Genomic DNA, 22,761 nt, shown 5'->3' with positions numbered 1-22,761 from the left:
GATTTTCTCAAAGCCGTAGGGAGATTTGCGCGCAGGCGCCCGTCTGTCACATAGAATCTTTGGGATTCCATGTGACCTCTGGTGCAAAGCGATAGAAACTTAGGGTTCGAGATGCTGTGTTGTTTAGCGCGGGGTTTGAACTAGTGACAAAACCTGTTGTTTCACGTCTTGTCTTCAAGCCTCTTTTCTTGCAACGCCTCAGCTATTGGGTCTTGGCGCTTTCGTGTTGGACCGTTCAGAAGCCACCTGATAGCAGGTGTCAAGATCATGAAGAGACTGATTGCGTGGATACAGATAGCTGTCCAAGACGAGGCCAAATAACGCATTTCGCCTCCGGAAATCATCAGGGCCCGACGAAGGTGTTCTTCAAGCATAGGTCCAAGGACAAAACCAATGAGCAAAGGCGCAGGTGAAAACCCAAGACTGCGCAACAACGCACCAAACACCCCCATCAGGAGCACAGACCAGATGTCGAAGGTCGAATTTGCAACCCCAAAAATCCCGGTGCAAACCAATGCAACAATGATCGGAAAAAAATAGCGCCGTGGAACAGACACCAGACGTGCCCAAAGGCCGATCAGAGGAACATTCAGCACAAGAAGCATGATATTCCCGATCCAGAAACTGGCCACCAGTCCCCAGAACAAATCGGGGTGTTGCCCAATCAGTTGAGGTCCAGGGGAAATCCCGTGGATCATCAGGGCGCCAAGAATGATTGCCATGGTGGGAGTGCCCGGAATGCCGAGTGTCATCGTGGGAATAAACGCAGTTTGGGCTGCAGCATTGTTGGCGGCCTCCGGCGCAGCAACGCCATTGATACGTCCTGTTCCAAATTCTTCACGTTTGCCACCTACCGCACGTTCAAGCGAGTAGGCGAGGAATGATGAGATGGTTGGCCCCGCCCCTGGCAAGGGCCCAAGAAGCCCGCCGACAGAGGCCCCTCGCAAGATGGAAGGTATAATAGATTTCAGTTTTTTTGCAGACGAGAACATCGACCGGGCTGTTACACTGATCACCTTGTTGTGCGTATCAGTGTCACGCAGATTGGCGATGACCTCGGGGATGCCAAATAGCCCCATGGCAACAGCGACGATCGATAAACCGTCAAGCAGGTTGGGAAGTCCCATATCGAAACGGGCCACTCCACTGTTGAGATCAAGACCAACTGTGCCCAAAAGCATGCCGACGCAGACCATCGCTATCCCCCTCAAAGCAGATCCGCCAACGGCGACGGAGCCGGCAATCAACCCCAATAGCAAGGTGGCAAAATACTCAGCGGGACCGAAAGACAGAGAAAATCTTACGATCAGAGGGGATAGTAATACCATCGCCAGAATGCCAAGGGTGCCGCCGCAAAATGAAGATACCTGAGCTGTCAACAACGCGAGTCCTGCGTCACCGCGCTTGGCCAGCGGATAGCCGTCTAGCGTCGTGATCGCATTTGATGCTGTGCCGGGAAGATTCAACAGAATTGAAGCAATAGAGCCCCCATATTCAGCCCCATAATAAACGCCGGCCAACATAATCACGGCTGTGGTTGGCTCAAGATAGAAAGTCACGGGTAAAAGGATGGAAATAGCCGCAATTGCACCGATTCCGGGCAGAACGCCTACAATATTGCCAAGCACAACACCCATCAGACAATAGAGAAGATTGTTCGGCTCAAATGCGACTGTAAACCCTGCGAGAAATTCATTCATGTCAGCCCCTCCGGGAACAGTTTCAAAGGCATTCCTAAGCCCATTCCAAACACAAGCCAGAGAAAAAGAGATAGACCGAGTGCGAGCAGTCCGGTTTCCTTCCAAGACATGCGCGGGATAATAGATCCCAAAATACCAATTGCGAGACAGGTCGTGACTAGAATACCTGCGCGTTCGATCAGGAGTGCGTAGACGGCAATGGCGATGGACACACCTGCAACAGCTTTTAAGTCAAGCCGTGGCAAAACAGGCATCCCTCTTAGTATGTCATTTGCTGCGATCGCCAGTCCCGTGACAATCGTAAGACAACTCAGAACCACAGGGAACATGCCTGGTCCCATATTCAGGGGTGCCCCGATCGTCAGCCCGCGTGCTCCTAAAAGAAAGACGAGGCCTATCAAAGAGACAAAAAGTCCACCCGTCGCACCTTTTATTCGTTTCATGTCTCACCTCTTCTCGACCTGTTCGCTTAAATATACTGGCGCAGATTATTCATCTTATAACTGTGCGGTCCTTTGATTTCCTGCATCTCAAAGGCAAAAGCAAGACGGGCGCGATCTGAAAGCGGTTTGAGATGAGAGGATGTGCGCTCAAAAATTATGTCGGCGGCTTTTGTTCGTGTCTCTGTGTCGCGACCTTCTCCGATGCGCAGTGACAGATGCACAAACCCGTTGTCAGGGTGTTTGTCAGCTACAATATAGTCTGTAATCGGAGTGACGCGAATGCGGATACCTGCGAGCGGAAAAATCCCAGTTTCGAGCATGGCGGCGTGTACGCAATCAGCGAAAGTGGCGATTTCAGAGGTGTCTGCAAAGTTGGTGGAATATTCAATCCAAGCATGAGGCATGATTTGGTCCTTTGAAAAACACGGGCGGAGATGGCCTCCGCCCGACACATACGTAAACGTTATTTAGCCTCGATGCCCGCTTCGGAAATCTCGGTGCTCCAGCGGTCAATCTCAGTTTCAATAAAGGCGGATGTTCCTGCTCCGTCCAATGCGCGTGCTGATGGAGTTACGCCCGCCTGAACCAATCTGGTCCGGGTATCCTCGTCCGAAAGCGCCGCATTGAACGCCTCAGAGAGGAGCTTCTGACGATCTTTTGGAAGGCCTGCAGGTGCAACGATGCTATACCATCCACTGACATCAAAGCCGTCAAATCCAAGTTCCTGTGCCGTAGGCGTGTCTGGTAAAGCTGGGTAACGTTCGCCACTTGTCACAAGAATAGGACGCAGCGCCCCGCTTGCGATATGCGGCAGTACCGATACCGGGCTTGAGATCATCGCATTTACACGGCCCGCCAAGATGTCCGAAATTGCGGCTCCTGACCCGGAGTACGGGATATTGGTAAAGCTAAGGTCGGCCTGGCGTGCCAAAAGCCGTGACGCCAAAAGCGCGGCACTACCGCCATTTGCAATTGTTAACCGTTCGTTCGCCGCAGCCTTGAAGTCTTCATAATCCATAATGCTGGAATCACCTGGCACTGTGATCACGTAAGGTGATTCCGTCAGCAATGAGATGCCCACAAAGTCGGTTTTTGCATCATACTTGGCTGCTTTGAACAGCGACGGGTTCAATGCCAGAGACGCTTGGATGCCAAACAGCAAAGTATAGCCATCGGCGGCTTCTTGTTTGGCTAGAAGAGTTCCAACCGTACCTGAAGCACCTGAGCGGTTTTCGATGACTATCGGTTGTGGTAGATGCTTCACCATTGCGTCCGCGACGATGCGTGCGGTCACATCTGTTCCGCCTCCAGGGGAATATGGAACGATCAAGCGAATAGGCTTGTCAGGAAATTCACCCTGTGCCATCGCAGGCATCGCCATTGCCAGTGTCACTGCGCCGGCAATGGCTTTGATAAGAGTCCGTTTGGTAAGCATTAGTTCTCCTCCCTAAGGTTATTTATTATTTATTGGCGCGGAACAAATCGTCGATCTTTGCCTCATATTCGTGATAATTCAGAAAATCATAAAGTTCCTCACGATCCTGCATGATATCGAGCACACCTTTTGCCCCGCCGTGTTCACGGATATGGCGGAACACTTTAAGCGCAGCAGCATTCATTGCACGGGTTGCGGAGAGCGGATAGAGAGCGGCGGAGACACCAACACTACGCAATTCATCAAGGGTGAAGTTTGGCGTCTTGGAAAATTCGGTAATGTTTGCCAGAACCGGATATGGAGTGTCAATTGCATCGACAAAGGCTTTGTATTGGCTCAGTTCCGTGCATGCCTCGGCAAAAATCATGTCCGCGCCAGCTTCGACATAAGCACAGGCGCGATCAATAGCCCCATCCAACCCCTCAATTGCCAACGCATCTGTGCGCGCAACGATAAAGAAATTCGGGTCCGTTTTTGCGTCAGCTGCGGCCTTGATACGATCGACCATTTCTTCTTTGGATACGATTTCTTTGCCCGGGCGATGGCCACAGCGTTTGAGCTGAACCTGATCTTCCATATGCATCGCGCCAGCGCCATCTTTGATCAATCCGCGTACGAGGCGGGAAATAGTAAAGGCCCCACCAAAGCCTGTATCGACATCGACGAGCACCGGCAGATCAGTTGCATCCGTCACGCGTCGCAGGTCTGTGAGTACGTCGGTCAAATTGGTGATTCCAAGATCAGGCAATCCGTAGGACGCGTTAGCGACGCCTGCTCCTGCGAGATAGAGCGCCTTATACCCGACCCGTTCAGCCATCATTGCTGTGTAGGCGTTTACAGCGCCTATCACCTGAAGCGGGTTTTCTTCTTCCAGAGATTTCCGGAATTTTGCCCCAGCGGAATTTTGCATTATCTTGGTCCTTGCATGAAAGTTCATATTGTGGTCATTTTAATTCAATCGACTTATTATTTGATTACATTATGAATATAAATGATTGTCAACATCATAATATGAACTTTTTGCTGATTTTTATTCTCTATTTAACAATATATCGCAAAAAATGGATCTCTCTATCCAAAAAAATTGATAAAAGATCATATTGTGATCTAATTCTCTAAACCTTAAGGACGCGCTTGTTTCTGAAGGATCTATGATTTGTCGGTGTTGACATTTTTTGAGACATTGCAAATTGTCACATGGGACGGCTGTATCATACTTGTTGATCGGCCTATGCGGTAGAATGGCACTCATAACATCCAGATGCTGCCTATGATAAGGCAGTCAGCCAAACACCGTTAGGTGAATTGATTTTTTGGATTTGGCAGGCCGTCAAAAGGATATCGATTGATGACGCGTGCGGGACGAACAGAGTTTTTTCGGCGTGTATCCGTTTTGGGCCTATTGATTTTGGGGTTGATTCAAATCGGCTATGATCATTATCTCTATGCCATCCTCTGGATTGGTGTCGCGATTTGTCTCTATCGCTATCTGCCTGTCGTCCCTGCCCCTCAAATTGCGCTTCGATATGATAAAGGAGCATCACAAACCGGGCCGGACTGGATTGGGTTTGTGTTGTCTTCATTCTTTGTTGTTGCTCCAATCTGGGCAGCGATTGCCGAGCCGAACTGGGGTACTATCCATCCTATGTCGGTTGTGCTCTGGCCGATGGCGGTTGCCTGTTCTGCATTCTGGATCATTGGAGCGCTATACTCCAGTTATTGGATCGTGATCCGACCAGATGAATTGGTCATATCTTCAGCCTTTTCCTGTCACGCTATCCCCTATAAAGCGATGAATAAAGTTAAACGTTATCGTCGGGGGGTGCCTTCTTGGCTCTATCTGCTCGCACCATTCATGATGGCTAGCGGCCAATATGCAGGAGCGGGGGCTTTGTTGTTGGCCCGTGACCGGACGGGCATGGAGATTCTCCTGAAAGATGGACGGCATGTCAGCATTGCCGGTGCGGGGTATGACGAAGAAATCATCAAAATCCTGCAGGTGTTGGACAGCAAAGGTGTGAAGCTGGCGGCCTTCTTCAAAAAGCGGCTGATTAAAATGGATGGGGCTCAAATATGAGAATTCAAAAGCCAATCCGGAATATTCATATGACTAAAGCAAATCTGGTCTGCAATTTGGTTGTCCTTTTCATGGTCATTGGTTTTTCTGCCAGCTCGCTGGCGCAGGCTCCCCTTCAGGAGCGGAACGAACCTTGGTCCGACGCGACAACCAGCCTGATGGCGCGTTTCGGCAACGATTGCCGCGATGTTGATATGGTAAACTGGTCTCACCCAACGCGAGACATTTTCGAAGCATCGAACGCGGCGAGCTTAATCTGGCTGCGGCTATGTGAAAAGGACATCTACGCGGTTTTTGGTGCGAAATTTCGGTATGATCCGCAGGGACAAGCCAACGATTTATTGTATCCCTTTTATTACGACCTTCTGCAGGCAAATGGGTCTTTCCCTTACTCGATTGTCGCCCTTTCAGACAATGTTGTCATTAGCATCGCTCGTCTACAGGACGGCGGGATCTTCGTTGAGTTGGAGAATATAGCGACCAGTCAAACAACCATATTGGACCAGACTGACACTGTGCCAAACGCAACGCAGTAACGCATTGAAGGTTCTCGATAGGCCTTTTGAATGCGTGGCGGCGTTAAGTCGCTTTAAGGGGTGGGCACTCTCGATATAGTCAAAGAGAGCTTCAAAACAGTTTTTAGCATAATCCTGTTTCAGAAGCTCTCCCGTTGACCCGTTGATAATGGCTCTCGTTTGATGACGAGGGCAATCGAGGGGCTCTCGGCTGCGGGCGTGAATGCTAAAGCTTCAAGGCTTTATAATCGCTTGTCGGTGTTTCAAATTCCCGCTGAGCGGCAATGGTTTGCAACTCCCATTCCCCTGCTTCCTCGGTCGTTTTTAAAACACCATAAACGGCATTGTTACAATGCTCAAAGGCCTGAACAGGATCACAACCAGTCAACAGACCGGCAACAAAAGTTGAAGAGATCATATCGCCGACGCCAACCGGCTGACGTTCAAATGTCAGGTGTGGACGCTGCACCAAATAAGTCCCATCTTCATTTGCCATCAACATGGAAAAGGCAACCCCTTCAACGCTGTGCAAATGCTTGGCTACCACCATATTGGGCCCTTGAGATCGGGCTTTGGCACAGGCTGCAGCTGCGTCTTTTAGGGAGTTGATCTCCATGCCGGTAAATTGAGTCAGCTCGAACTGATTGGGTACAAGAATGTCGGCCATCGGCATCAGGGTGCCGATAAGGCGTTCTGCAACACCATCGCTCACAATGCACCCTTTGTCGGGAGCGCCCATAACAGGGTCACATACATACAGGCAATCAGGATTCTCTTGTTTTACCCTTGTCACAATGTCGGCAATGACGTTGCAATGGGACGCATCTCCCATATAGCCGGTGACGATCGCTGATATGTCGCCAAGAATATCAAGCTTGGCCAGTCCGTCAAAAACCTTGCTTATGCTGTCTGCGGACACCACATCTCCCGTCCAACCTTGGGGATATTGGGTGTGATTGGAGAAGTGTACCGTATGAATAGGCCACACTTCCAACCCCATGCGCTGCATCGGGAAGACGGCCGCGCTGTTTCCGGCATGGCCATAGGTGACGTGAGATTGAATAGAAAGAATGCCTTTCAAAACACACCTGCACTTTCAAAAAATTCTATTTTAGGAAAATCAGTCCATAAATTCTTATAAGAATGAATAAGAGTAATGAGGCATAGTCAAGACGCCTGATTGTCACGTTTATTCAAAGATGGATTTTCCATCCTCAGGGGTCCAGTCTACCGGAGTACCATCGGTTGGATTATAAGGTGCTTTGATAAAAACAGCCTTCCAAGCGATATCTCCCTTATTGATCACATAGTGGGTTTCGCCAGGGTCGCAGCGAGCAAAATCCCCGACACCCAACACATGTAGATCTCCATCCACATACATATGCACTTCACCGGCAATGGTGAGAAAATTTTCCTCAATCAAGCTGTGTTTGTGAGCTGGAAAATGCTGACCGGGCTGTAAGGTGACAACGCCGATATCCGAGCGGGGGCCCCGTTGTAAATATTTGGGGCCGTGGTCTTCAAACCGATAGGAATGGTCACTTTCTGACGTTTTAAACATTTGTTTGTCTACCCATCCCCAATGGGATGAATAGCCTCTGGCTAGACCTTCCATGTTCCGTTGGCAATTGAATATCTGGAAACACGAAAGAGTGCTGATAGGATTGATGACGATGATTGTCTTGAGAGGAACCAATATCGTCATCGGAACTTAGGCAGTAAAAAGAAACAAGCGCGAAAATTGGGATGGGACAAAAGGAGCTGTTATAATCCGGGAGCTTTCCACATGGACTGGGTGATCCCTCGATCCACCAGATCTCGTTGGGGGGCATAAGCTTCGCGCCAACGCTGGGCAATGTCGCGATAAAGACCGTGTTTGGTTGCGTCTGGCTCTATCCGCTTTTCCCAACGTACGGCTGCATCCGCCGCCTCTGGCAAGCTGTCATAGACGCCAAGACCAACCCAAGCTGCAAGACCTGCAGCAAATGCCGTCGCCTCAGTCACGACAGGCACCTTGACGGGAAGCCCTGTGGCATCCGCGAGAATCTGGCACCACAGAGTGCCTTTTGAGGCGCCCCCGGCAAAGACCAGTTCATCCAGCGTCACACCTGCAAGGCTTGCGGCCATAGTCAGGTTTTCTGAAGCCACAATGGCGGCATTTTCCTGAATTGCCCGAAATATTTGGGGCTTGCCGCACTGGCTGGCATCCAGTGACAGGTTTAATAAGGAAGGCGCAGCATGATACCATGCCCCCATATTCATAACATCGCTGAAAATGGGAATAATGCCATTGGCTCCAACGGGGACCTTGGCAGACATTTCTTCCAGCAATGCATAGACGTCAATGCCACGCTCTTTGGCGATGCGTGTTTCTTCCTGACAAAAGGCATCTCTGAACCAGCGTGTGGTCATGCCAACCATGAAGGCGATGCCTTCGGCTTGGCTGACGCCGGGAACCACGTGTGGGTTGATGCGAATGCGCATATTGGGATCCGTTACAGGATTTGGCATATTGACCACTTCCTGCCAGAAGGTGCCGCCCAACACAGCTGCTTGCCCGGGACGTGACACACCAAGACCCAGTGCACCCAGTTGAACATCACCGCCGCCCATGACGACAAGTGTGCCTTCTTTCAATCCAGTGTCTGCAGCTGCCTTTGCCGTCACCTTGCCAATGGGGGTTCCGGTTTCGACAACCGGCGGGAAGATCGTGTCTTTGATGCCGGCTCGGCGGGCTATATCCAAATCCCAAGTGCGATGCTCGAGGGAGAAGATGCCAGTTGTGCCCGCGTTGGACGGATCGGACGCAATTTCACCGGAAAGGCGCATCAAAATCCAGTCGGACAGCATGGACAGTTTGCCCATTTTTTCATAGACCTCAGGCAAATGGCGCTCTAGCCACTTGATCCGCGGAATGGCCCCCAGCGCAAAGCTTTGACCACTCACACGATAAGCGTCGCGCTCCAGCTCGGGGTTATTGGCCTGTAATGCGCGTACTTCCTCGGACGCACGCGAGTCGACATTGGCGCAGGCCCAGAGTTCATTGCCATCCTCATCATAGATCACAATCCCCTCGCGCATGCTGGTCGCACTGACGGCTCGAATATCATCGCCGGAAAGATTTGCTTTTTTAAGTGCGGTTGCGATGCATTTTTTCAAAAGCGCCCAGTTTGCCTTGCAGTCAAATTCCATCGATCCAGGAAATCGAGGGTCACTAAGATGGGTCCACTCTTCCTGATCAACAGAAATCTGGTGCCCCGTACTATCAAAAATCACGGCGCGGCCACTGCCTGTGCCTGCGTCGATTGCCAATACATACCCTGATGCATCACTCATCATGCTTCTCCCTCGATCATAGCCAGAGCCGTCGGTTCATCGGTGATAAGCACGTTGAAATGCTTTCCCTTGGCCCCCGCACGGATTGCCTCGACCTTATTCTGCCCACATGCGGCAGCAACGACATTGGGAATATTCCGAAGGGCCTCAAGATCGAGCCCAACTAATGTGTCGTGGAATGGCAGGTCGAGCACGTTGCCATCCTTGTCAAAGAAAACAGCAATAATGTCGCCCACCGCGCCTTGGCGCCGGAAAGCTTCAAATTGCGACCCCGTCGCATATCCCGATGTAACCAGCGTGGCCTGATTGGCCACTGCACCGATGCCGACAAGAGCATAATTGGCCGTTTTGGCCATATTCATCACATCGACTACATGCCGCTCAGTTCTTAAGCTGTGGGCTAGGTCGGGATTAGAGACAAGCAAGGGAGCTGGAATGAGGTGGACATTCTGGGCGCTGCGACCGGAAGCAACACCTTCTATATAGGCTGCCACGCCGCCTGTGAGACTGACCAGTGAAATATCCCGGTGGGACAGTGTCTGTGCGAGCCTTTGCAGCGCGCCCATAACGGTGGCCCCCCAACCAACGGCAAGCAAATCAGCCGTTTTTAGTTTGCCCATAAGATATTGACTGGCCGCTTCTGCAATTCGGACTGTAGAGTTTTCACTTTCATCACCGGGTATAACCCGCACCTCTCGCAAGCCGAACAATTCTTGTAATCGCGACTCCAGAGCAAAACAACCACCGTAGTTAGAATTGATATGAATATGAATCAATCCCATTTTGCGGCCCTTTTCCAGCATTCTGGAGATCTTGATCCGGGACAGATTTAATGCCGCGCCAATTTCACTTTGAGTCATACCATCATGATAATAATACCATGCAACTCGACTAAGGAGTTCTGCGTCCTGGTGTTCAACTGTAAAGTCGTCGCTCATAATGATCACGATCTATCCGCATTTGAGAATTTCCTTGTTCATATGATCACAAAAGAACCTATTGATCAATAGCTTTTGAACGAACAAATTACCCACTAAGTCGCCAAAATTACCCATTGTATGAGGTATTTTCTTTTAGAATCATATAGATAATATATCTTTTAGAGGTCTTTTAGATTGTTAAAAATTGATCATATGTACAATGCAAAAACAATTGATACGTAATTTCGGTTGACATATGTTGATTTGCAGGCATACTTCGAGTGAGATTTTGATGCAGCTGTGTTCATATGAACGCCCTAATTGAATGAAACGGGTTCGCCAGCGCAGGTAAGAAACGGGAGACACTCATGGCAGATCTTGATGATATTAAAGAAGGCAAGGACTTTGGTGTTGATATACCAGTTGAAACAAAAGCATTTCCGGTAAGAGGCGCCAATGCGTTGGATTGGGGGATGCAGGATCGTCTTGCCAGAATTTTCCAACCCAAAAGTGGCAATGCCGTCATGCTCGCTTTCGATCATGGATATTTTCAGGGGCCGGCAACCGGTTTGGAACGCCTTGACCTAACTATTCGTCCGCTGATCCCTTATACAGACGTCCTGATGTGCACCCGTGGTGGCCTACGCGCTACCATGCCTGCTGACAGCCGCAAGCCGATCGTCCTGCGTTGTTCGGGTGGCATGAGCGTATTGACCGAACTGTCCAACGAGATGGTTGCTGTCAATATAGAGGATTCCATCCGCCTCAATGCTTCGGCTATCACCACAAACGTCTATATTGGCGCTGAATATGAACATCAGTCTTTGGCCAACATGATCAAGCTGATTGATACAGGCAACCGGTATGGCATTCCAACGATGGCTGTAACAGGTGTTGGCAAGGATATGGCTCGCGACCAGCGCTATTTCAGTCTTGCAACCCGCATTTGTGCAGAGCTTGGCGCGCATATTGTTAAATCCTACTTCATCGAAGAAGGCTTTGAAAAAGTGGTTGCCGGATGTCCGGTTCCAATCGTGATTGCTGGCGGCAAAAAACTACCAGAAATGGATGCTCTGACCATGGCTTACAAAGCAATTGATCAGGGGGCCCACGGCGTTGATATGGGCCGCAACATCTTCCAGTCCGATTGCCCCGTTGGCATGATCAAGGCTGTGCGTGCTGTGGTTCATGACGGTGAAAAACCTGAAAAAGCGATCCAGATCTATGAGTCAGAAAAAGCGTCTGCTTAAGGATGCGTAACTGATTTTGAGGGCTTGGCTCTCAAGCACGAAAATCAAGTCGCGGCCGCTTCAGGCCGCGACAGGAGGAAGCAGCAAAAAGCTGCAGACAAACAATTGATCGAGGAGTGCTTTCGTATGGCGGGTCTTGAGCCGTCTGGCCAACGCAAAAAACTCATTCAGGCCGACAATATCTGGAAGTATTTTGGCAGTGTTGCTGTCTTGAAAGGTGTTGATCTCACGCTTGAAACCGGCCAAATACATGCCCTTCTAGGAGGAAATGGTGCAGGTAAATCTACGCTCATGCGTATCATTGCCGGGCTGCACCACGTGGATCAGGGAGACCTCTATATTAATGGCGAGCATGCCAACAAGCTAACGCCGGTTCTTTCGCGCCAGTTGGGTATTCACCTGGTCCCACAAGAACCGATGCTGTTTCCAAATCTCAGCATCGAAGAAAATGTCCTTATGAATATGAAGGGCAATCGATCGGAGCTGCACACCCGTCTGATTGCTTTGATCAAGGAAGTTGGCGCCAATCTGGATCTGCAGTCCCCCGCAGGCCAGCTTGAAGTTGCCGACCAGCAGATGGTGGAAATTCTGCGCGGCCTTATCCGCGACGCTTCAATCCTCATTCTCGATGAGCCCACATCCGCCCTCACCCCACGTGAAGTGAATCGTCTGTTTGAAAGAATGCGCGCCCTGACAGCGCAAGGTGTGGGTATTTTCTTTATCAGCCACAAGCTGAACGAAATTCGCGAAATTGCCGACATTGTCAGTATTCTGCGTGACGGCAAAGTGGTCATGGCAGGTCCTCCCAAGACATACACCGATCCCGAGATCGTGCGCGCCATGACCCATGTCGAGGGTGGAACCGGAAATGTTCTGGGTGATCGCCATCAGGCCGAAAGCTACGGTGAACCTGTTCTGGAAGTGAAAGATTTGTGCGGTGAAGGCTTCGCGCATCTGTCTTTTAGCATCAAAGCAGGTGAAGTGCTCGGTCTCGCCGGTGTCGTCGGCTCTGGCCGTACGGAACTGGCCGAAACCATTTATGGTATTCGCAAAGTCGCGCGCGGCAAGGTTTTGATTGCCGGTGAAGATGCAACTCACACATCCCCTCAGATGAGCCTTGATATGGGATTGGTCTATCTGCCTGAAGATCGGCAATCAAGTGGCCTGTTTGTCAATGCGCCGCTGAGTTGGAATGCATCGTCTCTGGTTCTTTATCGGGAACCGGCCTGGTTGCAAGTGGATAAGGAAGAAATCCGCTTTCAGGAATATGTCAAGAAACTTGGCATTGTTTGTTCCGACTCTGGGCAAGCTGTCAAAACCCTTTCTGGCGGCAATCAACAAAAAATCTTACTGGCTAAATGTCTGGCGGCCAAGCCTCGTGTTCTCATTCTGGATGAGCCAACACGCGGCGTTGATGTTGCGGTCAGGGCCGATATTTACCGGATCATCGACGAGCTGGCCACCAGTGGTGTCGCTATCCTGTTGATTTCCTCAGACCATGACGAAGTTCAACGGCTTAGCCAAAGGGTGCTGACTATGGCACACGGCCATCCAGCCGGCATGCTCGAAGGCAAGGAGATTACGGTTGATGCCATCGCCCAGATGTCCTTTGGCGTTAATACAGAGGAGGTAAAAGCATCATGCTGATACGGTTCTTGCAAAGCAACCGCGAAGCGTCGGTTGCCATCATTATCCTTCTTCTGTTTGTCGTTTTGGGGATCGTGGATTCCAGTTACCTTTCGGTCGAGACGGTCATTTCTATCTACAACAACTCATTGACCTTATTTGTTCTGGCCATCGGTGCCACGATGGTTATGGCAACCCGAGGACTTGATGTTTCGGTCGGCTCGATCATGGGGCTTGCTGCTGCTATTGGCGGCATCTGCATGAATGCTGGTTTGGGTATCCCGCTTAGCATCTTTATTGCGCTGTTGGTCGGTCTGGCCTGTGGTCTGTTTAACGGATTTATGGTTGCTATTTTGCGCGTTCCCGCCATCGTTTCAACCCTCGGCACTTTGGGCCTGTATCGTGGCTTTGTTCATTTGGCGACCGGTGGCAAATGGATTGAAGGCCTGCCTGAGGGGTTTAAGGATCTATCCCACGCAGCGATTTGGGGTCTGTCTCCTTTGGCTATCACGGTTCTTGTCCTGTTGATCGCAGCTCATGTTTTCCTACGCTACACAGCGTTTGGCCAATCTATCTTTGCAGTTGGAGACAACCGCGAAGGGGCGCGCCTCTTGGGCATTCGGGTCAACACCGTACAGCTCACTGCCTACGCAATTAATGGTGTTCTGGCAGCGCTGGCTGGTGTGATCTTTGCCGCGCAGATCGGGTTCATACCCAACACTGCGGGCAATGGCATGGAAATGCGTGCCATTGCATCGGGTGTTTTGGGTGGTGTTAGCCTGTTGGGGGGTACCGGTACGGTGATCGGTGCCACGCTTGGTGCCTATTTCATGACGTCAATCGACTCCGTGCTCGTAATGTTGCGCCTTGATGCTTTTTGGAACGACATGATCGCCGGAGCCATCTTGTTGATTGTGCTGATTGTTGATGGTCGCATCCGCGAAGCCATGGCCCAGTCCATGCGTTACCACAAATACCGCAAATTCCTTGAGCCTGATGCTTCGGCCATGACAGCCAGCGCCGCAGACGACCAATCAAAGGCAACCGAACCAACGGCCGTTCATGCGGCCACAGCATCTGACGCCAAGGGGGTGTAAGGGCATGACAAAACTTAGCTTTTTCAAACGCTGGGAAACCGTACTCGCTCTCTTGCTGGTAGGTGAAATCCTGTTCTTTGGTGCTCTAAACCCCGCATTCTTACTGCCATCGACGTTGCTCTATTCCACCAGCGATTTTATCCATATCGGGATTGTTGCTCTGGCTCTGACGCTGGTGATCATCACCGGCGGGATAGACCTCTCCATCGGGGCCGTTATGGGATTGTCTGCCATCACATTGGGTCTACTGTGGGTCGCTGGCATGAATATTTGGCTGGCTTGCTTCTGCGCCCTTGGTGTGGGTGGCTTGACCGGCGTGATCAACTCGGTTGCGATTCAGGTGGCGCAGGTTAATCCGCTTGTCATTACGTTGGGATCTAGCTTCCTGTTCTCCGGGGCTGCGTTGGTTTTGTCTGGCCTCAGTGGTGCCTCTGGATATGAAGGCATCTCCGGTTTTGACGATAGCTTTGTTGAGCTGGCCAACTTGGATGTTTTGGGGCTGCCTTTCCCGATGGTGATTTTCCTTGTCTGTACAGTGGTCTTTATGCTGCTGCTGCATCGCACCCGCTTTGGCCGCTATATTTACTTGATTGGTCAAAATCCACGTGCTGCCCGTTATGCAGGCATGCCCCAGTTCAGAACATTGACCATTGCCTATGCGCTTACAGGCGTCATGGCGGCACTGTCAGGTCTTGTTCTGGCGTCTTACTTCGGCTCGGCACGATCTGATTTCGGGGCCGCAGCTCTTATGCCCGCAATCACGGCCGTCGTATTGGGTGGAACCAGTATCTATGGTGGGTCAGGCACCATTCTAGGCACCGCCCTTGCTGTGCTGGTGGTGGGATATTTTCAAACTGGATTGCAGATTGTCGGTGTTTCCAGCCATGTCTCCAATGCGCTTTCAGGTGCATTGCTTGTCGTGGTGGTTGCCCTGCGCAGTCTGACAGAAATAGGACGCATTCACTATCTCCAGTGGCGTGTCCTGCACAACGTCGGCAATCGAAAAGCATAGCTCGACGTCGGGAGAGCCCCTGCCAGCCGAGAGAAATCCGGACGCAGGAATAGTAATAAAACCTTGGGAGTAACATTATGAAACACATAGGCAAAATTTCTTTCGCTCTAGCAATGGGCTTGGCAGCAACCAGCATGCTGACACCTGCAATCGCAGCCGACAAAGGTCGTCTTGCCTTTATCCCTAAATTGGTTGGTGTTGGCTTTTTCACCTCTGGTGGACAGGGTGCTATGGATGCTGGTAAGGAACTCGGTGTGGAAGTCACCTATGATGGCCCTACCGAACCATCTGTTTCTGGTCAGGTTCAATATATCAATACCTTTGTGAACCAAGGCTATAAAGCCATTTCCATCTCTGCAGTGTCTCCCGATGGTTTGTGCCCAGCTCTGAAACGCGCCATGAAACGCGGCGTTAAAATCCTGACATGGGATTCAGACGTAAACCCAGAATGCCGCAGCATCTACATCAACCAGGGTACTCCAGATCAGCTTGGTGCCTTATTGGTTGATATGGCTGCCGATCAAGTCACCAAAAAGAAAGCAAAAGTTGCCTTCTTCTATTCCAGCCCAACCGTAACCGACCAGAATGCATGGACTGCTGCGGCTAAAGCCAAGATTGCTAAAGAACATCCTGAATGGGAAATTGTCACTACGCAATATGGTTACAATGATGCTCAAAAATCTTTGCAGACCGCTGAAGGTATCCTTCAGGCTTACAAAGATCTTGATATCATGATCTGCCCAGATGCAAACGCTCTTCCTGCAGCGGCTCAAGCGGCAGAAAACCTCAAACGCAATGGTGATGTCACCATCGTTGGTTTCTCCACTCCGAACGTTATGCGCCCCTATGTCAAACGTGACACCGTTACGCAATTCGGCCTGTGGGACGTAACCAAACAGGGCCGCATCTCGACTTATGTTTCCAACTATCTGGTCGAACATGGCCAAATGAGCGTTGGTGACAAACTCGAAGTTCCTGGCGTTGGAACGGTTGAAGTAAGCCCTAACAGTGTTCAGGGTTATGACTATGAAGCAGAAGGCAGTGGCATCATTTTGTTGCCAGAGCGTCAAGTCTTCAACAAAGAAAACATTGATGATTTCAACTTCTAAGAATGATTGCACGGTTTAATCGTGCCCTCAAACGCGGTCAAAGGGGCATCCCCTTTGGCCATTTTCTTGTCCTGTTCAAGGAACAACAGTCTGCACTCAATCGCCTCTGAAAAAGGAGCTACCCATGCACGTCACTCTGGTTGAAATTCAGGTTAAACCTGATCGCATAGAAGATTTTCTACGTGTTTTCCTGCCCAATCATGAAGGGTCCATCAAGGAGCCGGGCTGCATCCGATTTGATGTTCTGCAAGATCCCGATGATGCCTGCAAATTCATAATCTATGAAGCGTATGAAGACGAGGATGCGGTCAAGGCGCACAAACAGACACCCCATTATCTTAAAGTGAAATCAGAGCTCGAAGGCATCATGACAGGCCCTCGCACACACCGCGTTTTGTCCGGTGTCTGGCTTCCACGATAATCGACCTTTCATTCACGTAGTTAAGGCGAGGTGACATATGGTAGAAATGACGCAAGAAGACCGGGCCTCTCGTGAGACGCTTGTTCAATGGTTGCGAAAAAACAGTCCGCAAGTCAGCGTCGGGTTGCTCGCAGCTGACGCGATGGCCTACGGTGCCGCCATTAAAAGCTTGGAAGAAGCCGGTGTTGCCCTGCTGCATTTTGACGTGATGGACGGGGTTTTTTGCCCCTTGATGACGGCAGGAGCGGGATTGGTCAAGGCAGCGGATACAACAATGCTTAAAGATGTGCATCTGATGGTATCCGATCCTTTGACCCAGATTCCTGCCCATCTCTTGGCCGGCGCTGACATTGTGCATGTGCATGCCGAGGGCATGACCCATCTGCATCGCGCGCTGGTGGCGTTGGATGTTCCTGTGGCTCCGTCAGATAAGAACGGCAACCCGTCAGGTCGCAAAGTCATCCGCTCGGTAGCACTTAATCCGGCAACGCCGGTTCAATATCTCAAACCGGTTCTTGGTAAGTTAGAAATGGTGACTTTTGTTGCCGTTGATCCCGGATGGGGTGGTGGCGGGCCAGACAAGGCCTTGGCTAGCAAGATTGCGGATCTTCGTGCAATGGCACAGGAGCAGAATGTTGATCCTCTCATTGCGATTGATGGTGGCATCAATGCCAGAACCTACCCTGTTGCACGAGACATGGGTGCTCATATCATTGTGAGCGGTAGTGCTGTATTTGCAGCCGGTTCTAGTATCGCAAGCAATCTGGAAAAGCTTTCGGGCCTATAAAAAACGGAGGTGTTCTTTACTCCATAAAGCAAAAGAACGGGAGCGATTGCAAGGTCGCTCTTCACGACAAAGCAAGCCTTGCCGGAGGCTTGCTTTTTTATGTGGTGCAGTGTGCTATATGATCCAAAATCATTCCTACCCAGTTTTCCAACCCATTATATTTCGTTGGTAGCCCCTTGCGTTATAAAGCCTTGCCTACAATTGGTCTTGTTATAACGGGCCCCTATGCCCTACCCTTCAACTGGGTATTGTTTGTTTCAAGTTATTCTTAAATCAGGAGAAATTTCATATGCATGGTGAGTATAAGGTGCATGGTGGAAAATTGGTCGTTGCTGATTTGGACGTCAAAGACGGCCGTCTGGCTGATGTCCAGATTGCCGGTGATTTTTTCCTCGAACCGGCGGAAGCATTGAGTGATATTTGCAAAGCCCTCGAAGGCTTGTCCGCTGAAGCTTCTGCGGAAGAGATTATCGCGGCTGTACGCAAAGGCGTGGATGCTGATGTTGCGTTGATTGGCTTCACATTTGAAGCCATTGCAATTGCGGTGCGCCGCGCCCTTGGCGTTAACAAGTCATGGCACGATTTTGAATGGCAGGTGATTGATGAAAAGGGCGTGTCCCCCGCCATGCATCTGGCGCTTGACGATATTCTGGCAAGAGAAGTCGCCGCAGGCCTGCGCGCCCCAACCCTGCGGTTTTGGGAATGGGAGCGCCCAGCGGTTATTATCGGCTGTTTTCAATCTTTGAAAAATGAAGTTGATATGGATGCCGCAGAGCGTCTGGGCGTGGATGTGGTACGGCGCGTTACCGGTGGGGGGGCCATGTTCGTTGAAAAGGGCACGGCGATCACCTACTCGCTTTATGCTCCGATCGATCTGGTTGGCAATATGAGCTTTGCGGATTCATATGCATTTTTGGATAATTGGGTTTTGAAAGCGCTCAATGGACTGGGTATCGACGCCTTTTACAAACCGCTGAATGATATATCGAGCACAAAGGGCAAAATTGGCGGGGCGGCTCAAAAACGTTACTTGGGCAAGACCGTTCTGCATCATGTCACCATGGCCTATGATATGGACGCGACAAAGATGATGCAGGTGCTGCGGATTGGCAAAGAAAAGCTGTCGGACAAAGGCACCGCCAGTGCGGCCAAACGGGTCGATCCGGTGCGCAGCCAGACCGGTCTTGAGCGTCAGGCCGTTATCGATCATATGAAAGAGACATTTCTTTCTCTGAATGGTGGTAAAATTGGCAACATTACACCGCAAGAATATGCAGCGGCTGAAGAGCTGGCGAAAAGCAAATTCTCTTCCACCGATTGGCTGCATCAGATCCCCTGATTGGACGTTTTAGCGCCATGCAGCAATGGGCGGCTTTGGGTCGCCCTTTGCTTAAATTAATCTGCCATCAATTGCTCAGGGCTTTGCAATTGTTCGCGAATAAAACCCATGAAACGGGCTGCTTTGGCACCATCAATCACACGATGATCATAGGATAAGGACAAGGGCAACATTAGCCGAAGCACTATAGCGCCGTCATATGCTATTGGCTTTTGCTTTGCACGGGAGACGCCCAATATCGCCACTTCTGGCGCGTTGATGATCGGTGTAAAGCCCGTGCCTCCAAGTTTTCCAAGGCTTGTCACTGTGAATGTGCCGCCCTCAGCATCAGCATATCCGAGTTTGCCGTTGCGCGCCCTGTCAGCCAGTTGTTCGGCAGCCGTGGCAATCTCAGTCAGGGTTAATTGATCCACATTTTTCAAAACCGGAACGATCAACCCTGCGGCAGTATCCACTGCCATACCGATATTATAATAGTGTTTCAAGTGAAGTGATTTACCGGACACATCCAGCGACGAGTTTACATCCGGAAATTTTTTCAACCCGGAAACGCAAGCCTTGATAACGAAAGACAACGCCGAAAGTTTCTGACCATCTGCATCTGTCGCCGCATTCTTTTGATGCCGCACTGTTTCAAGCTCGGTTATATCCACTTCATCATGGTGAGTAACATGGGGAACCGTTTGCCAGCTCGCGGTCATTCGAGTGCCGATGATCTGCCGGATGGTGTCGAGAGGGCGATTTTCCACTTCGCCAAACAGGGCATAATCATAGGCAGGGACCGTCTCAGATTTGTCGGATTTTTTGTTTGCATTGCCCATTGTCGTGCCTTTCATGGTTGCCGCGCCGATGGTTTAGCTGTGCGTTCGATTAGCCAAAAATGCTGTCACCACTTTTGTTTCCCAGACCTGGGTGAATATCAAATCGCACCGCTCCCACGGCTGCTTTTCCATCGATTGCGTTTGAAATTCTAGCCACCCCGGAGGTGCCAAATCCCCCGCATAATTCAATCGCAACAATTCCATCTTCTACCAAATGACGGGCGACCGCTTCGGCGTCGGCGTAGTTTGCCGTTCCGACCACTGTTAGCTCGACGCCCGGAGTCGAAACCACGCTTCTATCGGTCTTAGAATTTGCTCCGGTGTCTAGAAATATAAAGGCTGCTTTCAGGCTCATTGTTATTCTCCCAAGCCCAATCGCCTGAGCGATCAGGCCTCCTCTTGTGATTTGAAGTTGGCAACAAAAGCATCTATGTCGGCCTCCGTTGTTTCGCTGGTGGCTATCACTCCGATCAAAGCCCCTACCGGCAGCGTGTCTCCACTGTCGGCGAGGCGGCGGCGAAATACGCCGTCCGCCGGTGCTTCACAGCTATTGGTGATTTTTTCGGTTTCGATGCTGACGATTTCGTCACCTTCTCCCACCTCGTCTCCAGCCTCAACTTGCCAATCGGCAACCTTGCCTTCTCGCATCGTCATGCCAAATTTCGGCATGGTGATGGGAATAATAGCCTGACTTGTCATCAAATTGCCTCCATTGCTGCACGCACCCCAGCACTGATGTCTTCAACGTCTGGAATATAGGCGTTTTCCAGATTGGGTGCGAAAGGTACGGGGCAATGTGGTGGTGTCACCCGTTTGATCGGTGCTTTGAGGGCACCAAAGGCATGTTCCGCAACAATTGCTGAAATGTCTGACGCCATACCACACCGTGGCGAGGCTTCGTCAACAACAACCAATCGTCCCGTTTTTTTAACGGATGCCAGAATGGCGTCTGAATCCAGCGGAGAGGTTGTGCGCGGATCAAGCACGGTACATTCGATCCCCTCTTTGGCAAGTTTGTCTGCGGCGGTTTTTGCAAAACCAACCATGCGGCCGATAGCGACCACAGTGACATCTTTGCCTTCACGCTCAATATTGGCTACACCAAATGGTATCGTGTAGGGCTCGTCCGGTACTTCGCCTTTGTCTTCAAACATTGTGTTGTGCTCAAAGAAGACAACGGGATCGTCGTCTCGGATCGCCTGTGACAGCAAGCCCTTTGCTTCATAAGGCGATGATGGGATAACGACTTTGAGGCCGGGAATATGAGTCAACATTGGATACAAACATTGGCTATGCTGGCTGGCACCACCAAACCCGGCACCATATAGAGTGCGCACCACAACAGGTGTCGTCGCCTTGCCGCCGAACATATACCGAAACTTTGCCATCTGGTTCATGATCTGATCACCACAGACACCAAAGAAGTCGATAAACATCAATTGAGCCACGGGGCGCAGTCCTGTCAGGGCAGCCCCTGCGGCGGCCCCGATAAAAGCACTCTCGGTGATCGGCGTATCATAGACACGTTCACGACCGAATTCTGGCATCAAACCTTTGGTTGCTCCGAGCACGCCGCCCCAAGCATCCTGTTCACCGCCTGACCCCATGCCGCCGGAAATATCTTCGCCCAGAAGGATGACTTTAGGATCGCGGCGCATTTCATCGCGCATGGCTTCGTTCAAGGCTTCGCGGAAAGTTTTTACAGACATAATAATTCTCCAAATTTCCGAGATCAGTAGGACAGATAAACGTCTGTCGTGAGTGTTGAAAGATCGGGTACCGATGCGGCTTTTGCCTCGGTAACAGCTTCGTCGATCAATGTTTTGATCTCGGCATCAATGGCGTCGAGTTCTTCGAGTTTCAGCATTCCACCACCCGTCGTCCGAGCGCGGAAGAATTTCAGGGCATCAAGATAGCGGCGCTCGTCTCTGACTTCATGGGGTGGTTTGTAGGATGAGGCATCCCCTTCGAAGTGGCCGTAATATCGGGTGAATTCGATATGGATAAAGCGCGGCCCTTCATTGTTGCGGATGGCTGCGATGGCTTCTTCAGCAGCGCGGTAGACGGCAAAATAATCATGGCCATCTATGCGAGTACCGGGAATACCAAAACCTTCTGCGCGCCGTACCGGATTATGACCACCAATAGACCAAGAGCTGGAAGTCGATTCCGCATAACCATTGTCTTCTAGTACAAACAGAACCGGAAGATCGTAAACGCGGGCAAAATTCATCGATTCAGCCGTTGTGCCTTGGTTGAAAGCGCCATCCCCGAAGAACACGGTTGAAAGTCCGCCCGTTTTGAGTGCTTTGGCTGAAAGCGCAGCACCACATGCCAAAGGGGAGCCTGCGCCAACAATGCCGTTCGCTCCCAGCATTCCTACGTCCATATCGGCGATGTGCATTGACCCGCCCTTGCCACCACACAGTCCATCTCCACGACCAAAAATTTCCAACATCATGGCTTTGACATCACAGCCTTTGGCAATTGAATGGCCATGCCCACGGTGGGTGCTTGCAACCGTGTCATTGTCTCCAAGTTGCTGGATAATGGCGGCGGCAGACGCTTCTTCACCTGCATATAGATGGACAAATCCAGGGATTTGACCAGTCATGAATTCCTTGTGCACACGTTCCTCAAATTCGCGGATTGTCTGCATTTTACGGTATCCCTCAAGCAATGTTACCTTATCAATTTTCATGTCAATTTTCCTTTGATTGCAGATATTTAGAAATCTGGAATGATTGAATGACCGCAGCCTTTGAAGCTGAAATATCAAAACAACGCGTTGCCATGTCTTCCGGGCAAGTTCACCAAATAGGTTTACTGGACCAAGAATATCATCGACCAACTCTCCAAGTCTGGCGTGATAC

The 22,761-nt window shown here is 50.7% G+C and carries 24 protein-coding genes; 10 read left to right on the top strand and 14 right to left on the bottom strand.

Translation table 11 applies throughout. The annotated features are described in order from the left end of the window. Positions 1-161 precede the first annotated feature (161 nt). Genes C0081_RS19940 through prpB form a run of 5 tightly spaced genes read right to left on the bottom strand, consistent with a single transcriptional unit; the run spans position 162 to position 4,488 of the window. A complete protein-coding gene (locus tag C0081_RS19940) occupies positions 162-1,700 on the bottom strand; it encodes a tripartite tricarboxylate transporter permease (protein ID WP_101535498.1) in 1,539 nt (512 codons plus the stop codon). Then, positions 1,697-2,143 carry a tripartite tricarboxylate transporter TctB family protein gene (locus tag C0081_RS19935; RefSeq protein ID WP_101535497.1) on the bottom strand — a complete coding sequence of 149 codons (447 nt, stop codon included), beginning with the start codon at positions 2,141-2,143 and terminating at the stop codon, positions 1,697-1,699. The genes C0081_RS19940 and C0081_RS19935 overlap by 4 nt, the downstream gene beginning before the upstream one ends. A gap of 26 nt (positions 2,144-2,169) precedes the next feature. Continuing rightward, positions 2,170-2,547 carry a 5-carboxymethyl-2-hydroxymuconate Delta-isomerase gene (locus tag C0081_RS19930; protein WP_101535496.1) on the bottom strand — a complete coding sequence of 126 codons (378 nt, stop codon included), beginning with the start codon at positions 2,545-2,547 and terminating at the stop codon, positions 2,170-2,172. A 59-nt stretch (positions 2,548-2,606) separates the two neighbouring features. After that, positions 2,607-3,578 (bottom strand): Bug family tripartite tricarboxylate transporter substrate binding protein, encoded by a 972-nt coding sequence (locus C0081_RS19925; protein ID WP_101535495.1) that lies wholly within the window; start codon positions 3,576-3,578, stop codon positions 2,607-2,609. Between the two features lie 25 nt (positions 3,579-3,603). Next, complete coding sequence (gene prpB / locus C0081_RS19920; protein ID WP_101535494.1) at positions 3,604-4,488, bottom strand: methylisocitrate lyase; 885 nt, start codon at positions 4,486-4,488, stop codon at positions 3,604-3,606. 438 nt (positions 4,489-4,926) lie between these two features. Here prpB and C0081_RS19915 point away from each other — a divergent pair, with 438 nt between their 5' ends. After that, positions 4,927-5,655: a hypothetical protein gene (locus tag C0081_RS19915; RefSeq protein ID WP_101535493.1), complete on the top strand. Its 729-nt coding sequence runs from the start codon at positions 4,927-4,929 to the stop codon at positions 5,653-5,655. 29 nt (positions 5,656-5,684) lie between these two features. Further along, a complete protein-coding gene (locus tag C0081_RS19910; RefSeq protein ID WP_101535492.1) occupies positions 5,685-6,191 on the top strand; it encodes a hypothetical protein in 507 nt (168 codons plus the stop codon). A gap of 205 nt (positions 6,192-6,396) precedes the next feature. Here the strand turns inward: C0081_RS19910 and pdxY are convergent, their stop codons facing one another. From pdxY to C0081_RS19890, 4 genes are all read right to left on the bottom strand, one after another. Next, a complete protein-coding gene (gene pdxY / locus C0081_RS19905; protein ID WP_101535491.1) occupies positions 6,397-7,251 on the bottom strand; it encodes a pyridoxal kinase PdxY in 855 nt (284 codons plus the stop codon). 108 nt (positions 7,252-7,359) lie between these two features. Continuing rightward, complete coding sequence (locus C0081_RS19900) at positions 7,360-7,731, bottom strand: cupin domain-containing protein (protein WP_101535589.1); 372 nt, start codon at positions 7,729-7,731, stop codon at positions 7,360-7,362. A 203-nt stretch (positions 7,732-7,934) separates the two neighbouring features. Continuing rightward, the gene (gene lsrK, locus C0081_RS19895; RefSeq protein ID WP_101535490.1) at positions 7,935-9,506 is read right to left on the bottom strand and encodes an autoinducer-2 kinase; all 1,572 of its coding nucleotides are present in this window, start codon (positions 9,504-9,506) and stop codon (positions 7,935-7,937) included. Further along, positions 9,506-10,444, bottom strand: a complete 939-nt coding sequence (locus C0081_RS19890; protein WP_101535489.1) for a sugar-binding domain-containing protein — start codon at positions 10,442-10,444, stop codon at positions 9,506-9,508. The genes lsrK and C0081_RS19890 overlap by 1 nt, the downstream gene beginning before the upstream one ends. A gap of 350 nt (positions 10,445-10,794) precedes the next feature. Here C0081_RS19890 and lsrF point away from each other — a divergent pair, with 350 nt between their 5' ends. From lsrF to lplAB, 8 genes are all read left to right on the top strand, one after another. Next, a complete protein-coding gene (lsrF, locus tag C0081_RS19885; RefSeq protein WP_101535488.1) occupies positions 10,795-11,676 on the top strand; it encodes a 3-hydroxy-5-phosphonooxypentane-2,4-dione thiolase in 882 nt (293 codons plus the stop codon). 126 nt (positions 11,677-11,802) lie between these two features. Further along, positions 11,803-13,323: an autoinducer 2 ABC transporter ATP-binding protein LsrA gene (gene lsrA / locus C0081_RS19880; RefSeq protein WP_101535487.1), complete on the top strand. Its 1,521-nt coding sequence runs from the start codon at positions 11,803-11,805 to the stop codon at positions 13,321-13,323. Next, the gene (gene lsrC, locus C0081_RS19875; protein WP_210200570.1) at positions 13,317-14,399 is read left to right on the top strand and encodes an autoinducer 2 ABC transporter permease LsrC; all 1,083 of its coding nucleotides are present in this window, start codon (positions 13,317-13,319) and stop codon (positions 14,397-14,399) included. Before lsrA ends, lsrC begins: the two co-directional genes overlap by 7 nt. 4 nt (positions 14,400-14,403) lie before the next feature. Then, complete coding sequence (locus tag C0081_RS19870) at positions 14,404-15,411, top strand: ABC transporter permease subunit (protein ID WP_101535486.1); 1,008 nt, start codon at positions 14,404-14,406, stop codon at positions 15,409-15,411. Between the two features lie 74 nt (positions 15,412-15,485). Beyond that, a complete protein-coding gene (lsrB, locus tag C0081_RS19865; RefSeq protein WP_210200577.1) occupies positions 15,486-16,520 on the top strand; it encodes an autoinducer 2 ABC transporter substrate-binding protein LsrB in 1,035 nt (344 codons plus the stop codon). Between the two features lie 124 nt (positions 16,521-16,644). Next, on the top strand, positions 16,645-16,941 hold the full coding sequence (locus tag C0081_RS19860; protein WP_101535484.1) for an antibiotic biosynthesis monooxygenase: 297 nt from the start codon (positions 16,645-16,647) through the stop codon (positions 16,939-16,941). A 37-nt stretch (positions 16,942-16,978) separates the two neighbouring features. Then, entirely contained in the window at positions 16,979-17,728 is a 750-nt protein-coding gene (locus C0081_RS19855; protein WP_101535483.1) for a ribulose-phosphate 3-epimerase, read from the top strand. 289 nt (positions 17,729-18,017) lie between these two features. Continuing rightward, positions 18,018-19,067 (top strand): lipoate-protein ligase LplAB, encoded by a 1,050-nt coding sequence (lplAB, locus tag C0081_RS19850; protein WP_101535482.1) that lies wholly within the window; start codon positions 18,018-18,020, stop codon positions 19,065-19,067. Between the two features lie 56 nt (positions 19,068-19,123). Here the strand turns inward: lplAB and C0081_RS19845 are convergent, their stop codons facing one another. From C0081_RS19845 to C0081_RS19825, 5 genes are read right to left on the bottom strand one after another with little or no spacing between them, the layout of a single operon-like run. Beyond that, entirely contained in the window at positions 19,124-19,903 is a 780-nt protein-coding gene (locus C0081_RS19845; RefSeq protein ID WP_101535481.1) for a 2-oxo acid dehydrogenase subunit E2, read from the bottom strand. A 34-nt stretch (positions 19,904-19,937) separates the two neighbouring features. Continuing rightward, positions 19,938-20,243, bottom strand: coding sequence for a DUF6506 family protein (locus C0081_RS19840; protein ID WP_101535480.1), 306 nt, complete (start codon positions 20,241-20,243; stop codon positions 19,938-19,940). Positions 20,244-20,275: 32 nt separating this feature from the next. After that, complete coding sequence (locus C0081_RS19835) at positions 20,276-20,587, bottom strand: biotin/lipoyl-containing protein (RefSeq protein WP_101535479.1); 312 nt, start codon at positions 20,585-20,587, stop codon at positions 20,276-20,278. Further along, complete coding sequence (locus C0081_RS19830) at positions 20,587-21,597, bottom strand: alpha-ketoacid dehydrogenase subunit beta (protein WP_101535478.1); 1,011 nt, start codon at positions 21,595-21,597, stop codon at positions 20,587-20,589. Before C0081_RS19830 ends, C0081_RS19835 begins: the two co-directional genes overlap by 1 nt. A 23-nt stretch (positions 21,598-21,620) precedes the next feature. Further along, positions 21,621-22,589, bottom strand: coding sequence for a thiamine pyrophosphate-dependent dehydrogenase E1 component subunit alpha (locus C0081_RS19825; protein WP_101535477.1), 969 nt, complete (start codon positions 22,587-22,589; stop codon positions 21,621-21,623). Between the last annotated feature and the right edge of the window lie 172 nt (positions 22,590-22,761).

Origin of the sequence: Cohaesibacter celericrescens, assembly GCF_002866925.1 — a bacterium.
GTDB lineage: Bacteria > Pseudomonadota > Alphaproteobacteria > Rhizobiales > Cohaesibacteraceae > Cohaesibacter > Cohaesibacter celericrescens.
This window is presented reverse-complemented; position numbering and strand designations above follow the sequence as displayed.

What these genes read in the sequence shown, in the direction of transcription:
- C0081_RS19940 (WP_101535498.1), bottom strand. Translation starts at nt 1,700, where the DNA reads ATGAATGAATTTCTCGCAGGGTTTACAGTCGCATTTGAGCCGAACAAT.
- C0081_RS19935 (WP_101535497.1), bottom strand. Translation starts at nt 2,143, where the DNA reads ATGAAACGAATAAAAGGTGCGACGGGTGGACTTTTTGTCTCTTTGATA.
- C0081_RS19930 (WP_101535496.1), bottom strand. Translation starts at nt 2,547, where the DNA reads ATGCCTCATGCTTGGATTGAATATTCCACCAACTTTGCAGACACCTCT.
- C0081_RS19925 (WP_101535495.1), bottom strand. Translation starts at nt 3,578, where the DNA reads ATGCTTACCAAACGGACTCTTATCAAAGCCATTGCCGGCGCAGTGACA.
- prpB (WP_101535494.1), bottom strand. Translation starts at nt 4,488, where the DNA reads ATGCAAAATTCCGCTGGGGCAAAATTCCGGAAATCTCTGGAAGAAGAA.
- C0081_RS19915 (WP_101535493.1), top strand. Translation starts at nt 4,927, where the DNA reads ATGACGCGTGCGGGACGAACAGAGTTTTTTCGGCGTGTATCCGTTTTG.
- C0081_RS19910 (WP_101535492.1), top strand. Translation starts at nt 5,685, where the DNA reads ATGACTAAAGCAAATCTGGTCTGCAATTTGGTTGTCCTTTTCATGGTC.
- C0081_RS19900 (WP_101535589.1), bottom strand. Translation starts at nt 7,731, where the DNA reads ATGTTTAAAACGTCAGAAAGTGACCATTCCTATCGGTTTGAAGACCAC.
- lsrK (WP_101535490.1), bottom strand. Translation starts at nt 9,506, where the DNA reads ATGAGTGATGCATCAGGGTATGTATTGGCAATCGACGCAGGCACAGGC.
- C0081_RS19890 (WP_101535489.1), bottom strand. Translation starts at nt 10,444, where the DNA reads ATGAGCGACGACTTTACAGTTGAACACCAGGACGCAGAACTCCTTAGT.
- lsrF (WP_101535488.1), top strand. Translation starts at nt 10,795, where the DNA reads ATGGCAGATCTTGATGATATTAAAGAAGGCAAGGACTTTGGTGTTGAT.
- lsrA (WP_101535487.1), top strand. Translation starts at nt 11,803, where the DNA reads ATGGCGGGTCTTGAGCCGTCTGGCCAACGCAAAAAACTCATTCAGGCC.
- lsrC (WP_210200570.1), top strand. Translation starts at nt 13,317, where the DNA reads ATGCTGATACGGTTCTTGCAAAGCAACCGCGAAGCGTCGGTTGCCATC.
- C0081_RS19870 (WP_101535486.1), top strand. Translation starts at nt 14,404, where the DNA reads ATGACAAAACTTAGCTTTTTCAAACGCTGGGAAACCGTACTCGCTCTC.
- C0081_RS19860 (WP_101535484.1), top strand. Translation starts at nt 16,645, where the DNA reads ATGCACGTCACTCTGGTTGAAATTCAGGTTAAACCTGATCGCATAGAA.
- C0081_RS19855 (WP_101535483.1), top strand. Translation starts at nt 16,979, where the DNA reads ATGGTAGAAATGACGCAAGAAGACCGGGCCTCTCGTGAGACGCTTGTT.
- lplAB (WP_101535482.1), top strand. Translation starts at nt 18,018, where the DNA reads ATGCATGGTGAGTATAAGGTGCATGGTGGAAAATTGGTCGTTGCTGAT.
- C0081_RS19845 (WP_101535481.1), bottom strand. Translation starts at nt 19,903, where the DNA reads ATGAAAGGCACGACAATGGGCAATGCAAACAAAAAATCCGACAAATCT.
- C0081_RS19840 (WP_101535480.1), bottom strand. Translation starts at nt 20,243, where the DNA reads ATGAGCCTGAAAGCAGCCTTTATATTTCTAGACACCGGAGCAAATTCT.
- C0081_RS19835 (WP_101535479.1), bottom strand. Translation starts at nt 20,587, where the DNA reads ATGACAAGTCAGGCTATTATTCCCATCACCATGCCGAAATTTGGCATG.
- C0081_RS19830 (WP_101535478.1), bottom strand. Translation starts at nt 21,597, where the DNA reads ATGTCTGTAAAAACTTTCCGCGAAGCCTTGAACGAAGCCATGCGCGAT.
- C0081_RS19825 (WP_101535477.1), bottom strand. Translation starts at nt 22,589, where the DNA reads ATGAAAATTGATAAGGTAACATTGCTTGAGGGATACCGTAAAATGCAG.